Origin of the sequence: Vibrio sp. V30_P3S12P165 (assembly GCF_009904905.1) — a bacterium.
Lineage (GTDB): Bacteria > Pseudomonadota > Gammaproteobacteria > Enterobacterales > Vibrionaceae > Vibrio > Vibrio fujianensis.
In genome coordinates this window covers 12,359-27,280 of sequence record NZ_WXWH01000007.1, presented here as the reverse complement: position 1 = coordinate 27,280, position 14,922 = coordinate 12,359, and the positions used below count along the sequence as shown (strand labels likewise).

The window sequence follows — 14,922 nt, the reverse complement described above, 5'->3', positions numbered from 1 at the left end:
AAACCACTAAACGGTAAATGCACCAATGTACTGCTTTAAGTGTTCAGTTTGTTGCTGAACAAGGTGATAGGTCTGCGTGGTTTCACTAGCAATATGTTCAATATTAAGAGAAGATCCTTCAATCGTGTTGACGCTCTCACTCACATGCATTGATAACTGTTGCTGCGTTTGTGCCAATTGAGCAATTTGTCCATCAAGTTTTGCAATAGCTTGCGCGGCCTCCACGATTTGGTGATAAGCAGCTCCCGCCTCTTTGACTTGCTGTAAACTTTCCCCAATTTCAATTTGACACTGTTTCATAAAACCTTGCGCATCCGAAGCTTGAGCTTGCAGGTTTTCAATCACTCCGGCAATTTCTTCAATCGACTGCTGGGTCTGCTGAGCTAATTCACGAACGTGATCGGCTACAACAGCAAACCCTCGTCCAGCCTCACCGGCTCGCGCAGCTTCAATTGCCGCGTTTAATGCCAGTAAGTTGGTTTGCTTGGTGATATTACCAATCACCTCAGAAATAAGGCTAATATCTGAGCTACGTTGATACAGCCCATTAATCACTTGTCCGGTTTGATCCAGTAATTGTGATAAGTGTTCTGTCCGCTCAATGGAATGCACAATACTTTGCTCACCTAGCTGCGCTTGTTGTTGAGTTTCCTCACTCTTGTACGATGCCTTATGCGTCACTTGATCAATATGCTGAGTGTTGCCTGATAAATCTGCCACAGATGAGACAATTTTCTGGATCTCGTATTTCTGCTCATCCACACTTTGCTGAGTATGCGCAACCTTAGCGGCCAGCTCTTCAGAAGCCAAGTCTAACGAATGGACACTCTCTTTTACGGAAAGGATCAATGTGGTTAAGTTCTCTTGCATATGAATAAATGCTTGCGCCGCTTCACCAAATTCATCGTGCTTAAACTGTGTCAGTGATAAACGCGATTCCAACTGCCCCTGTCCAACAATCGACATGTGTGCTTTTAACCGAGCCAATGGCCGCAATACTCGTTTGGCTGTCAAATATCCGCTGACAAGTAACGCAAGTACCACTAAAGCAGCAGCCCCAACAGAACTACGGATCACTCGCTCAATCTGTGCTTGTTTCTCATTTTTCATGCGAGTCGCATCTTGCTCTAGTTGATGCTGAAATTGTGTCAATCCTTCCACAATCTCATTAAAAGGTGCCAACATTGGACCCAGCATTTGACGGCGAGCTTCTTCAATCCGGTTTTGATCAATGAGATCTACATAATGCTGCTGCATTATTTGGTAGGCCTCTATCTGGCGTTCAAAATCAGATACTGATGTTTGAATATCGGGCAAATCCGCTAACTGCTCCATACGTTGTAATGCCTGTTTGACCGCTTGATCATTAAATTCGATGGTTTGCATAATCGTGCGATGTTCATCAACATCATCAGTTAAGCCATAGTCGAGAGCAAAACGGCGGTAAGTCACTGTGTAATAACGCAGATCAGAAATCGCGGTGAGCAGTTGAACATTACGATCAACCACCGTACCAAACTGCTGCTGGACACGGGTTAAATTGAGAATAAGGAAAAAGCTTAAGCCAACAATTGCAAAAACCGCCAACGCGGCATTGGCTCGGACTAATCGAGTAATGGAAAGTGAACGCATAACACGGTGCCCTGTCTATCAATGTCATAAGAGCACAGTATAAAGGAGGGGGTGATATTCGAACGCTCGATTGTACCTATTTCTTTGATAGATAAAACCGTCAAAACTTGGTGGTGGCCGTTATTGTGGCTGTTCTTCCATCAACAGTGCTTTGCCATGAAGCAAGCAGTCTGAGACTTTACGCCTCGCCGATTTCACTAGATTCGCTAAGGTTTGACGAGAAACGCCCATCACCATGGCGGCTTCTTGCTGCTGCATTCCTTGATAATCAACCAAACGCAGCGCTTCAAACTCATCCGCTTGAATGGAAACCGCTTCTAACTGAGCCATCGGAATTCCATTGGGTTTAAAACAACTTTGAGCTGGAAAGCCACAAATTTGTCTTGGAATTTTTGGACGCGCCATAACCTTCTCTTTTTATCGGGAACATGGGAATACGAGCTATTGTGGCATTTTGGCTTGAAAAGGCAACTCAACACCTCAGGCTCAAGGTAATTAACATCACAAAATAAAGTAACCAATATCACGACCATATATTAAGTGGCCCATATCACCGGATGCCCAACACTTTTTCTGCGACACGCCTCGGATAAATCCCATTAACAAATAACACAAAAATAAAACAAATCAAACATTTCCAACCTGCTTCACAGTCATTTTTATGGATAATCATTACACTCTGAGCAATTTTTTTGACTATCGGAGTACCAATAATGAATCGAATATGGGTGGGCTTTTGTCTGCTATTTATTCCCCAGCTTGCTTTTGCAACCACGATAACCCCAGGTTCCCCCTTACCACTGACGCATTCCACAATAGGTTATGCGTCGTTAATTCTATTTTGTATTGCTTATGCTCTGGTGATGTTAGAAGAATACTTACATCTGCGGAAATCAAAACCCGTACTGCTTGCGGCAGGATTAATCTGGGCGATGATCGGTTATGTTTATCAACAACATGATAACGTAGAGATCGCTCGGGCTGCGTTAGAGCATAATCTTCTCGAATATGCAGAACTTCTACTCTTCTTGTTGGTTGCCATGACTTATATTAGTGCCATGGAAGAACGCCGTCTTTTTGATGCTTTGCAAGCGTGGATGGTGGGTAAAGGGTTTAACTTTAAAACGTTGTTTTGGCTTACCGGTATCCTCGCTTTTTTCATCTCCCCTATTGCCGATAACCTGACTACCGCACTACTTATGTGTGCTGTTGTCCTTAAAGTGGGTGGCAATAATATTAAATTTGTCAATTTAGCTTGTATTAATATCGTTCTTGCGGCTAACGCTGGCGGGGCCTTTAGTCCATTCGGTGATATTACCACGCTAATGGTATGGCAAGCGGGTCACGTCACCTTTATGCAATTTATGGATCTCTTTATCCCGTCGGTGATTAACTACGTGATCCCTGCCGTCATCATCTCGTGGTTCTTACCCACTGAAAAACCGGACGCGCTTTATGAACAGGTAGAGTTAAAACGAGGCGCACGTCGTATCGTGGCTTTGTTTATTTTCACTGTTGCTACGGCGGTATCTTTTCATGCCTTATTCCACTTTCCACCCGTTATCGGCATGATGATGGGGTTAGGTTACCTACAATTTTTTGGCTATTTCCTGAGAAAAACGTTAGCCAGCTCATTAGCGAAAAAAGCCGCAATTGCGATGGCGAAGAAGGATGAAGCCGCTTTAAAACGTCTCGGTTCCGTGGTTCCTTTTGATGTTTTTCGCCGCATTTCCCACGCAGAATGGGATACCTTGCTCTTCTTTTACGGCGTTGTCATGTGTGTCGGTGGCCTAAGCTTATTAGGTTATCTCGGCATGGTATCTGAGGTGATGTATACCCAATGGAACCCGATTTGGGCCAATATCGCATTAGGTGGCATTTCTGCCATTGTGGATAACATTCCCGTTATGTTTGCGGTACTAAGTATGGATCCTTCCATGTCATTAGGAAACTGGCTACTGATCACTTTAACCGCCGGTGTTGGGGGAAGTTTATTATCGATTGGTTCAGCCGCTGGCGTGGCCTTGATGGGAGCCGCTCACGGTAAATATACCTTTATCGGTCACCTAAAATGGACGCCCGTAATTATGCTCGGTTACATTGCCAGCATTGCGGTACATCTGCTGCTTAACCAAGCGTTATTTTCTTAACCCCCCCTTATTCAGGCTCTCTTTCATTTTCGATAAGAGAGCCTTTTGTTTACTCCTTATTTTGCGGTAATGCATCAATACGAACCCAAATATTACTTAATTGATATTTGGCACAAGCACTACAGGTCAAGACCTCACCGCCACCATGAATCCTCATCACCAGATCATCTCGCTTTTCTTTCGAGTTATTACGAATTTCGATATAGAGGAGGTTCTCCTTGACTGTATAATTACGCTGCCACTCTAAGTTTGCTGTTTCAGATTGAAAAGAAACCTTACCATCCTTAAATTTCAAGGTGTAAGGGGTATGTTGATTATCATACGCGCCTTCAAAAGCAAACGTTTCTTTATCAGCCATGCGCTCCAAATCGTCCTGAGTACATCCATTCAAGAGAGAGAGCAACAGCATACCGATAATGTGCATTGGCTTATTACGCATCAAGGTGATCCTTATTCTGTGTACTTTTTCTCCAATTCAAGCAGATACGCTTTCCGTTCGATTCCCCCAGCATAGCCCGTTAATGCGCCATTTTTACCAATTACTCGATGACAAGGTATGATGATAGATATGGGGTTACGACTACTTGCCACTCCAACAGCTCTCGTCGCAGTGGGTTGGTTAATCACTTGAGCGAGTTGTCCATAACTCCATGTTTTACCATAAGGGATACCGCGCAACACTTGCCATATTTTTTGCTGAAATTCCGACCCTTGGAGCGACAGTGGCAAATCAAAATCGGTGCGACGGCCTAAAAAATACTCGCTTAACTGATTGATTGTTTGTATCAGTATAGGACAAGACTTGGTATATGCCCCCAGTTCTATAGGCATACCCACCGTCGTGATAAACCAAAGGCCAGATAAACCATTAGGGTCGGACTGTAATATGATTTTCCCCAGCGGGCTTTGATAGTCGGTAAATTGATACATTGCGCCACACCTTAACCCATTTCATCGCTTGAATCCTTAGATAGAGTACGACATCTGGGCTACTGAAGCCAATATTAGGGTCTACTTTTGCGCTTGAAAATAGACCTCACAAACGATGACTGCGAACTGAACCAATTCCAGCGTATAAACCTAGGCTTTGTTCATCCTCTACTTTATTGCCATCAATGGGTTAAAAAAGAGAGACTGGCCTGTAAGATGACTAAATTAACAATATCAATAAAAAAAGCGCCCACAATCGGCACGACCATAAAAGCCTGTGGAGAAGGGCCAAAGCGGTTGACGACCGATCCCATATTCATCACCGCTGTTGGGGTTGCACCTAGCCCAAAACCACAATGACCGCTGGTGATAACGGCGGCATCATAACTACGCCCCATCACTCGGAAGGTCACATAATAAGCAAAAAGTGCTAACACAACCGACTGAACGGTTAAGATCACCAAAAAAGGGATCGCTAAGTCAAAAATATTCCACAGCTTTAAACTCATCAATGCCATGGCAAGGAACAGTGCTAATGATACCGTCCCTAAGATATCGACCGTCTCCATATCGATTTTTCGAACATGAGTCACTTCCATCACATTAGTTATTGCAACACCGATAAAAAGTGCATAGACAAAATCAGGGATCATTAGCCAACTAATCTCGAAATGACGAACCCATTGCCCAAGATAATGAGCCCCGGTAACACAAAGCAAGATAATCGATAAGCTTTCTATCACTTTTTTCGATGTCACCCGATCTTCTTCATGCTCGTTGTAGGTGACCAGTTCTGGGAAACGCTGGTGTGTTTGAAGGCTGCGTCCATATTCAGATTCTAAATGACGTTTTTCTATCAGATGGTTAGCAATCGGGCTACCGATAATCCCCCCAATAATTAAGCCAAACGTTGCAGATGCCATAGCAACTTCGAGCACATTATTTAGCCCATACATATTTTGAAATGTCTGCGCCCACGCAGCTCCCGTACCATGCCCACCAGAGAGTGTAATAGAACCCGCAATCAATCCCATCAAAGGATCAAGGCCAAGTAGCGAAGCAAGAGACACGCCCACAGCATTTTGGATAACAATATACACGGATGCGATGATCAAAAACAAAAAGACCTTCATGCCGCCCTTGACCAATTGCGTATAATTAGCGGCTAATCCTACGGTTGAAAAAAACATCAACATAAAGGTATTTTGCAGTGGTAGATCAAAAACCCAATCGATGCCATGCAAATGCATTATGGTAATCAGGCAGGCGACAATAAGCCCCCCAACTATGGGTTCGGGAATATTAAATCGTTTTAAGATGGGGAATTTATGATTGATGAACTGACCTAAAAAAAGCACGCCAATCGCAACTAAAAATGACTCCTGTGGGCCAATAGAAATAACCTGATTCATAACACCTCTTTCCTACTTTTTCTCATGTTTTTTGAGAATCGATATAAAAACATGATTGGGTATAAAGTCAGGTTGCCTAGAGAAAGCCAACATTACTAGGGTCTAAAAAAGCAACTTTCTCATTAAATAAGAATAAAGAATAAATAAATCGCAAATAATTCTCATAATTTGATAAAAAAGAAAAAGGAACCTAGCGGTTCCTCTTTCACTGGTGGTTCGCTCACTGAATCTAGTGACTAAACAATAAACAAAAAGAGCGATTAGCTTATCAGTGTGATGTATCCCTGTAAGATAATGAGATTCACAATATCAATAAAAAAAGCGCCAACAATCGGTACCACCATAAAAGCCTGCGGAGAAGGGCCAAATCGATTGACGATAGACCCCATATTCATGACCGCTGTGGGTGTCGCACCTAGGCCAAACCCACAATGACCACCAGCGATCACCGCGGCATCGTAATTACGCCCCATGACTTTAAAGGTGACATAGTATGTAAAAAAGGCTAACACCACCGACTGTACCGCTAAAATCAATAGAAATGGGATCGCTAAATCGAAAATATTCCACAATTTTAAGCTCATCAATGCCATGGCAAGAAACAGCGCCAAAGAAACCGTGCCCAACATATCCACCGTTTCCGCATCCACTTTACGAACCTTAGTCACTTCTAATAGGTTGGTGATCAATACCCCAATAAATAAGGCATAAACAAAATCAGGGATCATCAGCCACGGAATATGAAATGTACTTACCCACTGCTCAACATACTTAGCGCCCGTAACACAGATCAATAAGAAAAACAGGTTCTCAATTACCGTTTTCGCTGTCACGCTATCTTCTTCATTCTCGTTATAAGTCACCACTTCAGGAAAGCGCTCATGTGTTCTTGAGCCGCGACCATATTCCGACTCAAAATTGTGCTTATCCACTAAGCGCTGAGCCACAGGACTACCAATAAGCCCGCCAATAATCAGGCCAAATGTCGCCGATGCCATGGCAATTTCTAATACGTTATCTAAACCGTACACCGCTTGAAATGTTTGTGACCAAGCCGCGCCAGTGCCATGGCCGCCTGACAAGGTGATAGATCCAGCAATCAAGCCCATTAGCGGATCAAGCCCTAATGCGCTGGCTAAAGAGATACCGATAGCGTTTTGAATAATGATATACAACGAGGCTACCGCTAAAAAAATAAACACTTTAGCACCGCCTTTAATCAGTTGAGTGTAATTAGCCGCCAAACCCACCGTTGCAAAAAACATCAACATAAAGGTGCTCTGCAACGGGAGTTCAAAATCCAAATCAATCCCATTGAAGTGTAAACCTGCAATGATACAAGCAATAATCAAACCACCGACAATGGGTTCTGGGATATTAAATTTATTTAATATTGGTAGCCTAGCATTCACAAAATGGCCAAGAAAAAGAACACTGATGGCCACCAAAAAGGACTCCAATGTGCCAATAGAAATCAAATGATTCATATAACCTCATTATTTTTATTCTCTTCATCCTCCATGATGACTGAGGGAAAATTGATGGGTTTGTTCAAAGCGATCGCCGACTAAGAAAGCCTACTCAACACGTTACTTATGCGCCTGAAGCTAAATTAAAGGGATGACTAAACGGTGTTTTTATTACGCTGCTATTCCCCATAAAATATAAAAAGAGCACCTTGGTATAAATGATAGGGCTCTTTTTTTACGCTGAGTACCGGCGATACAGTCATGTCTGCGCCTCTCCATAGGCTCCTTTTTTAAACAGACATGGCCTTTCCTTGAACAAAATTACCCGCTATTACAAAAAAATAGAGCGCTGTTTTAAAGCGCTCTACCTCTAAGATTGACTTGTTCCCGTTGTAGCGAAATCACTCTGACTCATGACAAATAACGAGCCGAACCTCGGGAAACACTCAAGTTCTCAATAGAGGTGATTATCATAACGAGACCAGATTCTAGCATATTAACTGACATTTTCGTAAATTATGTTATTTTCGTCTAATTATTGAGCAAAGCAACGATAGATTTCTCTGCGCTACGAGAAGCAATCCTTTCCTCGAGTCGTTTACTGTTCACTTGGCGGAACCACCTCGATTGGAATGCCATTTTGAGCCAAAATAGCAGCACGAGCTCGTGCTTCAGGTTGATTAAATTCACGCATCCACCACGTTAACTCAATGGGTAAACTCAAGATTTTTTTACTGCCATCACTACGAGTTAACGGCTCATGCGCCTCAATAAAAACACTGCGATCCACTTCTAAGGTGACTTTTATTGGCTCGTTAATTACACGAACTTTCATCCCTCGTTCGGCTTGCTGAAATAGCCACTCAATATCTTTAGGCTCCATCCGAATACATCCAGCACTGACCCGCATACCAATGCCAAAATCTTTATTGGTGCCATGGATCAAATATTCTCCAGAACCATAAGCTAAACGCATCGCGTATTCGCCGAGTGGGTTGTTGGGCCCGGCCGGTACCACCGCTGGCAGCTCAATGCCTCGCTGCAAATACTCATGACGAATAGATTGAGGGGGTGTCCATGTTGGATTCGGTCGCTTTTGACTAATATAGGTTTCCATTTCGGGTGTATCACGACCAATGCGGCCAATGCCAACAGGGAAAATATGCACTTGACGCTGCTCAGGTTGAAAGTAATACAAGCGTAATTCCGCTAAATTAATCACAATGCCTTCATATGGCACATCAGGTAAAATCATTTGCGACGGAATGGTTAAAACACTGCCTTCGGCAGGCAGAAAAGGATCAACCCCTTTATTCGCTGCCATTAAAGCCAAAAAACCCACTTCATACTGGTTAGCAATGTTGGCAAGAGTTTCTCCTTGGCTAACCACATGGTATTGCATACGGCCAACCAAACGGCTTCCTTCTTTAGGAAAATCATAAACTGTCGCTTGGCTGGTCGTCGCATAACTCAACCACATCAGCAAAAATATCAACCCATTACGCAATACCATTCTCCATTTCTTTGGCTTCTTTGTATAAACGCAAGGTTACTTCTCTTTGTACTTTATGATCAACCATTGGCGATGGGTATGACATCAGATTAAATTCAGACCATGTCCACGGCGAATGCAAATAAGTGAGCGGCACATGAGCTAGTTCAGGAACCCATTGGCGAATAAACTGGCCATTGGGGTCAAACTTTTCACCTTGAGTAATTGGGTTGAAAATTCGAAAATAAGGTTGACCATCACATCCAGTTGATGCGCACCACTGCCAGCCTCCATTATTTGACGCATAATCGCCATCGATCAAATGACGCATGAAGTAATCTTCTCCCCAACGCCAATCAATATGTAGATCTTTAGTTAAGAAACTCGCCACAATCATTCTTAATCGATTATGCATCCAGCCCGTTTGTTTAAGCTGACGCATGGCGGCATCCACAATAGGAAACCCCGTCTGCCCTTCGCACCAGCGCTCAAATGCAGCGGTATCATTGTACCAAACCAGTTGAGCCGCCCAAGAGTGGAAGTCTTTTCCTTGCGAAAGTTTGGCTTCAAATGCCATTAAATGTTGATAAAACTCTCGCCACACTAATTCACTCATCCACATATCAGCCCCCGCAGAAAGCACGCCGCCGGTCGATTGCGTATAGAGTCGAGCAAGACATTGGCGAGCAGAAAGGGCCCCAATAGCCAGATAAGCAGAAAGGCGACTGGTATACTCTTGAGCGGGATAGTCGCGTTGTTGATGGTATTCATCCACCTTATGCTGACAGAATTGACGAAGCTGTTGCCGTATTGCATCAAAATCGACCGGCCATTGCTCACTCGTGTAACGTGGATAGGTAAAAGGCTGTGCTTCACTCCATACATAAGCACGATAAGCCTCTGGTACTTTAACCTTTTGCGCGACAGGGGTGGTTAAAATCGTCGGTGGAACAAACTGAGTTAGCCAAGCGCGTTTAAAAGGGGTAAAAACTTTAAAATAATCCCCTTGTTTGGTTAACACCTGCCCAGGAGGAATCACACATTTATCATCAAAATCACACCACTCTATCGCTTGTTCGGCGAGCAGTCGCTGCGCTAACGCATCCCGTTGTTGTTCATTATATTCGTACTCACGATTAACCAGCACTTGATCCACCCCAAGCGCGGCGGACATCTCTGCCACCGCTTGAGCCGCCTGGCTAAAGTCATCACATTCTATGTAAAGAAGTGGCACATTTAACGCTGCTAACTCTTGCTGTAATTCAAATAAGCGACGATAAATTAAATCCGCTTGAATCGCGGCCATTCCATGCTGCTGCCATTGTTGTGGCGTTGCAATATAAAGTGCATAAACCGGTTGAGTACTGGTGATGGCATAACGTAAAGCGGTATTATCCACAGCGCGAAGATCGCGCCTTAACCAAACCAATTTCATTCCTAGTCTTCCTGTTTTACCAGAGTGGCTAATACCTCTGAAAAATAGATCGCTTCAGAGAACTGTGTTTTCAGCACGGTTAACGCCTTACGTTGGTTATCCGATAAATGACGATACGAAAATAATGCAAGGCTTGAATAGTTCATACTGCCTTGATGGTCAACTAAGCCAGTAATATCGTCAATGCCTTCCATGAAGGTCACCTGATATCCTTTCTCTGCCCAGCTCACGGCCCATAGCCACGCGAGAATATGACCGGCATGCTCAAAACTGACACATAAGCATTTTCCCTTATAAGCGGCTTTATTTTCCGCCTCAAGAATGCTCGATAGCTTACTCAACATCACACTGTTAAATAATCCTTTTTGTAAAGATCGCAGTGGCCCTTTTACTTTTTCCAACGCCTCAATCACAGGCAGTACAAATTGTGTTTCAACAATATCTAAAGGATATTCTTTCATCACTGTAGCAAGCACATTTGCCGCTTTTACACCATTTAACTGAGCCAAAGCATCCAGTAATTGGTGACACGCTTGCAACTCTGCCGCGGTTTCTAATGGTAACTCGGCATCAATCAACTCATTGGCTTGCAGTAACTGGCTTACTTTGCCAATAGCGACCCCTTTTAACAGCCAGCTCTGTATTTGACGAATGGTATTGATATCGTGCTCGCTGTACAGTCGATGTCCTTTGTCTGAACGCTTTGGTTGAATTAAATTATAGCGACGTTGCCAAGCGCGTAACGTGACAGGCTTAACCCCTGTCAGCTCCGACACTTCACGAATAGCATAACGGGTTTCTTTACAATCCATAACGTAGTTTCAACTCCTGAGGATGAGGGTTTAGATAGCGTTGTTGGCTAAGGTACGCATCTGGATACATGGCTAAATAGTGTTTGATTAACGTTAAAGGAGCCAAAAGTGGTAATAATCCGCGACGATATTCATCAATCACTTGAGCAAGCTCTGCTTTCTGTGATGAGGTGAGTGAACGTTTAAAATAACCTTGAATATGCATCAGAACATTGGTTTGATTTTTTCGACTCGCGCGAAAAGTCAGGGCTTGCATCAGCTCTAAACGATACTCTTGAATAAAATCCGCTAATTGATATTGAGCCACGTTTGCCACTAACCGCCCTAAGCGTTGATAAGACGTAGGATGATGGGCCATTAAGGTCAATTTATATCGCGAGTGAAAATCCACCACTTTACCAGCGGTTGGGTTATCACCTAAGCTTTGGTAAAAATCGTGTAAACAAAACACACGGGTAATAAAATTCTCACGCAACACCGGATCATTCAGTCGCCCATCTTCCTCCACGGGTAACCAAGGCATACGTTGCATTAATTGTTCGGTGTATAAACCAACCCCATTTTTTTCTGCACCATGATCTCGATAGACTTTGACTCGCTCCATGCCACACGTGGGGGATTTGGCACAAACAATGTAACCACACAAAGCTTGAGATTGAAGATGGTCAATTTTTTTGTGGGTGTACTGTAGCAAGGCTTCGGTATGATCGCGACTCGCGTCTTTGGTTTCGACTAACGCAATACGTTGCTCATCAGCAACAAGACGAATAGTGGGACGCGGAACAGGTAACCCCATCCCGACTTCCGGACAAACAGGGACAAAATCAAAAAAAGGGCTTAACTCTTGAGTAACAAAATGGCTCACTTTGTGCCCCGCATCAAACCGAACGCGTTCACCAAGTACACAGGCACTAATGCCCACACGAATGAGTTTAACCGTCATATTGCCTCCCGACCAACCAAGCCTTATTCACCAACAACGATGAAAAGATTATACATAAAATATTCTTGTATAAGATATAGCACAGTATCTCAATGTTATACAATTTTATTTTCTGTACACATTGAATGTTCCACCCCTTGATGCGCTCTGCTTGTTGGCCTAAATGTTATTGGCTTAAGTCGCAACAAATCGCTTGCGCTACCAATTCCAACACATTTAGTTATCAATAAGGTAAAATAACTCGTACTCACTATATTTTGTGACCGATATCTCATGGGGCCTTGGTGTTGCTCGATATTATTGCCTCAACCGATTTTCATTCATCAACAGTATTCGTAAATAGTCGTATTCTGTTGATTATTTAACTTTTGGAGAACAACCCATGCCGACCCCACATATCAATGCTAAAGCAGACGCTTTTGCTGAAACGGTATTAATGCCAGGCGACCCTTTACGCGCAAAATTTATTGCTGAAACTTACTTAGATGACGTGACTCAGGTGTGTGATGTACGCAATATGTTCGGATACACTGGCTTCTATAAAGGTCAAAAAGTTTCCGTCATGGGACATGGAATGGGGATCCCATCATGCAGTATTTATGTCCATGAACTGATTGCCGAATATGGCGTAAAAAACATTATTCGAATTGGTAGCTGTGGTGCAATTCGCGATGACGTGAAATTGATGGATGTTGTCATTGGCATGGGAGCTTCTACTGACTCGAAAGTAAACCGTATTCGCTTTAATGGCCATGACTTTGCTGCGATTGCCGATTATGATCTACTTGAAACCGCTGTCAATCAAGCCAGAGCGCACAAAGTCGCGGTTAAAGTCGGTAATGTTTTTTCTGCTGATTTATTCTATACCCCAGAGCCTGAGATTTTTGAAAAAATGAAAAGTCTTGGCATCTTAGGCGTTGATATGGAGGCTGCAGGCATTTATGGTGTCGCTGCTAACCTCGGCGCTCGAGCATTGACAATTCTGACCGTATCCGATCACATCTTACGTGGTGAGAAACTCAGCTCAGAAGACCGTCAAAAATCGTTCCATGACATGATGCAAATCGCACTGGACACTGCCATCAACATCGATTTCTAATTTTTACCCCGAGGGGGCGATCGTGCCAAATGACCAATTACCGCTGGCGGCTGAGGGTTTACAACTCAACTTTTGTAAAACATTGGCGTGTAACAACTTTGGCTTGAGCGATGCAAAACATTACGTTTTGCAACATGCGAACCCGAAGCGGCCAACGATGGTTTGTCGAGAGTGTGGTGCTTTCCCCCCTTTACTTAATAATGCCGATGTACTCAACGAACTGCATCGTCTACGCCAGTTGCATAGCGATGGCTTACCTGCATGTCGCCATACTGACTGCACAAATTTTGGCTTATCGGTTCACACACATAAACACCTTTACCATGCCTTCGGTTACAGCGGGGATCGCCAGCGCTATCGCTGTAAAGCTTGTCAAACCACATTCGTTGATAAATGGTCGGGTGCGAATCATAAACTCGCGTTGCAAGAAAGCCTGCTAGGATTACTGTTTACTGGCTATTCTGTGCGTGAAATTTGCCGCAAACTGACGATTAACCCTAAAACGTTTTATGACCATGTTGAACATATTGCCAGCCGTTGTCGACGCAAATTAGCCATGATTGATGCACGTTGGGTCAACCACGCTGACTCATATCAGTTAGCCTCTCACTATACCGCTTTGCAACCCCTCAGCAATAATGGTGCATTGTGGATCACCACTGGCGATGCCAAAACCGGTTATATTTTATGTCAACACGTTAACTACTCTGCTAATGAAGACGCCCCCAGTTGCGGCGATCACGATCCTTATCGCCTTCCTGCCCGTTTTGTGGCTCGCGATTATTCTTCCGAGTCGAATCTGGCTATGCCAGAGCCGTCTTCAATATTACGTGAACGTATCGATCAAAAATATCAAACGATCTTAGCTAGAGGCAATGTTGAAGACCCAATGGGGAACCTCACCGCCTTTCATTATCCTTCTAAAGGCGCGTTAATTCGACCACCTTATACCGCTTATGCGCACTATCTGCATGTATTAGATATGTGTTTACCCAATAAACATGTTTCTCTATTTATGCCGCAAGATCCGCTGCTACGCTCAGCGGCACTCAGTGTTTGTTTACCTCGTATTCGTCAGCAACAAGTTGATTTAATGTACGTGGAAGAAGAGCATCAGTGGAACGCCAGCGAGCCTTTTACTCGCATTGATATTGTTTTAATGGGCTGGTGGCGAGATCGTTGGGCGATTATCCACCAGCATCACGCGACCAAAGGCATCTGCTATCTGGCAGGAAACCATCCCTCGCCACAACATTGGCTACCCATTGCCAGCACCCGCCAAATTGATTTTTATCAGCAGCGATTTCAATTGTTGTTTGAATCACTCATCAATGAACCAAGAAGAAAGCTACGTCCAGGCGGAATTATGCCGCTATTGGATATTTTTCGCGCTTGGCACAATTTATGTTATCAAGATAAATATGGCTTTACTGCCGCGCAAAACTTAGGCGTGACAGAGCATCCCCTGACATTAAAAGAATTACTGTCTTAATACCTGCCCTTGGCCATACAAAAGTGGCAGGCATAAATTAACTTCAAATTTCTCAA

13 protein-coding genes are annotated in these 14,922 nt (G+C 43.7%); 3 read left to right on the top strand and 10 right to left on the bottom strand.

Going from position 1 to position 14,922, the window contains the following annotated elements; all coding sequences use genetic code 11:
• Positions 1–6 precede the first annotated feature (6 nt).
• Complete coding sequence (locus CAG57_RS02030; protein WP_161427518.1) at positions 7–1,632, bottom strand: methyl-accepting chemotaxis protein; 1,626 nt, start codon at positions 1,630–1,632, stop codon at positions 7–9.
• A gap of 120 nt (positions 1,633–1,752) precedes the next feature.
• Positions 1,753–2,037, bottom strand: a complete 285-nt coding sequence (locus CAG57_RS02025; RefSeq protein ID WP_099610923.1) for a DUF134 domain-containing protein — start codon at positions 2,035–2,037, stop codon at positions 1,753–1,755.
• Positions 2,038–2,345: 308 nt separating this feature from the next.
• Between CAG57_RS02025 and nhaD the strand changes: the two genes are divergently transcribed.
• Complete coding sequence (gene nhaD, locus CAG57_RS02020) at positions 2,346–3,782, top strand: sodium:proton antiporter NhaD (protein ID WP_099610924.1); 1,437 nt, start codon at positions 2,346–2,348, stop codon at positions 3,780–3,782.
• A 49-nt stretch (positions 3,783–3,831) separates the two neighbouring features.
• Here nhaD and CAG57_RS02015 read toward each other — a convergent pair whose 3' ends face one another.
• The 8 genes from CAG57_RS02015 to CAG57_RS01980 all read right to left on the bottom strand — a co-directional run bounded on the left by CAG57_RS02015 (position 3,832) and on the right by CAG57_RS01980 (position 12,275).
• A complete protein-coding gene (locus tag CAG57_RS02015) occupies positions 3,832–4,221 on the bottom strand; it encodes a hypothetical protein (protein WP_161428264.1) in 390 nt (129 codons plus the stop codon).
• Between the two features lie 11 nt (positions 4,222–4,232).
• Positions 4,233–4,712, bottom strand: coding sequence for a methylated-DNA--[protein]-cysteine S-methyltransferase (locus tag CAG57_RS02010; RefSeq protein ID WP_099610925.1), 480 nt, complete (start codon positions 4,710–4,712; stop codon positions 4,233–4,235).
• 182 nt (positions 4,713–4,894) lie between these two features.
• On the bottom strand, positions 4,895–6,124 hold the full coding sequence (gltS, locus tag CAG57_RS02005; RefSeq protein ID WP_099610926.1) for a sodium/glutamate symporter: 1,230 nt from the start codon (positions 6,122–6,124) through the stop codon (positions 4,895–4,897).
• A gap of 260 nt (positions 6,125–6,384) precedes the next feature.
• Positions 6,385–7,611 (bottom strand): sodium/glutamate symporter, encoded by a 1,227-nt coding sequence (gene gltS / locus CAG57_RS02000; protein WP_099610927.1) that lies wholly within the window; start codon positions 7,609–7,611, stop codon positions 6,385–6,387.
• A gap of 580 nt (positions 7,612–8,191) precedes the next feature.
• A complete protein-coding gene (locus CAG57_RS01995; protein ID WP_161427367.1) occupies positions 8,192–9,073 on the bottom strand; it encodes a L,D-transpeptidase family protein in 882 nt (293 codons plus the stop codon).
• A gap of 19 nt (positions 9,074–9,092) precedes the next feature.
• Complete coding sequence (gene phrB, locus CAG57_RS01990; RefSeq protein ID WP_099610928.1) at positions 9,093–10,520, bottom strand: deoxyribodipyrimidine photo-lyase; 1,428 nt, start codon at positions 10,518–10,520, stop codon at positions 9,093–9,095.
• Positions 10,521–10,522: 2 nt separating this feature from the next.
• Positions 10,523–11,332, bottom strand: a complete 810-nt coding sequence (locus CAG57_RS01985) for a MerR family transcriptional regulator (protein ID WP_161427363.1) — start codon at positions 11,330–11,332, stop codon at positions 10,523–10,525.
• Positions 11,322–12,275 (bottom strand): YbgA family protein, encoded by a 954-nt coding sequence (locus CAG57_RS01980; protein WP_099610930.1) that lies wholly within the window; start codon positions 12,273–12,275, stop codon positions 11,322–11,324. The genes CAG57_RS01985 and CAG57_RS01980 overlap by 11 nt, the downstream gene beginning before the upstream one ends.
• Positions 12,276–12,657: 382 nt before the next feature.
• On the opposite strand from CAG57_RS01980, the gene deoD reads away from it, so the two are divergent.
• Both deoD and CAG57_RS01970 read left to right on the top strand, forming a co-directional pair.
• Entirely contained in the window at positions 12,658–13,374 is a 717-nt protein-coding gene (deoD, locus tag CAG57_RS01975; RefSeq protein WP_161427364.1) for a purine-nucleoside phosphorylase, read from the top strand.
• 22 nt (positions 13,375–13,396) lie between these two features.
• Positions 13,397–14,866, top strand: coding sequence for an IS1 family transposase (locus CAG57_RS01970; RefSeq protein WP_161427365.1), 1,470 nt, complete (start codon positions 13,397–13,399; stop codon positions 14,864–14,866).
• Positions 14,867–14,922: the final 56 nt, after the last annotated feature.

Bases quoted from the DNA above. Each gene is read 5' to 3' on its own strand.
- phrB (WP_099610928.1), bottom strand. From the start codon at position 10,520: ATGAAATTGGTTTGGTTAAGGCGCGATCTTCGCGCTGTGGATAATACC.
- gltS (WP_099610926.1), bottom strand. From the start codon at position 6,124: ATGAATCAGGTTATTTCTATTGGCCCACAGGAGTCATTTTTAGTTGCG.
- CAG57_RS02010 (WP_099610925.1), bottom strand. From the start codon at position 4,712: ATGTATCAATTTACCGACTATCAAAGCCCGCTGGGGAAAATCATATTA.
- CAG57_RS02030 (WP_161427518.1), bottom strand. From the start codon at position 1,632: ATGCGTTCACTTTCCATTACTCGATTAGTCCGAGCCAATGCCGCGTTG.
- CAG57_RS01980 (WP_099610930.1), bottom strand. From the start codon at position 12,275: ATGACGGTTAAACTCATTCGTGTGGGCATTAGTGCCTGTGTACTTGGT.
- deoD (WP_161427364.1), top strand. From the start codon at position 12,658: ATGCCGACCCCACATATCAATGCTAAAGCAGACGCTTTTGCTGAAACG.
- gltS (WP_099610927.1), bottom strand. From the start codon at position 7,611: ATGAATCATTTGATTTCTATTGGCACATTGGAGTCCTTTTTGGTGGCC.
- CAG57_RS02025 (WP_099610923.1), bottom strand. From the start codon at position 2,037: ATGGCGCGTCCAAAAATTCCAAGACAAATTTGTGGCTTTCCAGCTCAA.
- CAG57_RS01995 (WP_161427367.1), bottom strand. From the start codon at position 9,073: ATGTGGTTGAGTTATGCGACGACCAGCCAAGCGACAGTTTATGATTTT.
- nhaD (WP_099610924.1), top strand. From the start codon at position 2,346: ATGAATCGAATATGGGTGGGCTTTTGTCTGCTATTTATTCCCCAGCTT.
- CAG57_RS01985 (WP_161427363.1), bottom strand. From the start codon at position 11,332: ATGGATTGTAAAGAAACCCGTTATGCTATTCGTGAAGTGTCGGAGCTG.
- CAG57_RS02015 (WP_161428264.1), bottom strand. From the start codon at position 4,221: ATGCGTAATAAGCCAATGCACATTATCGGTATGCTGTTGCTCTCTCTC.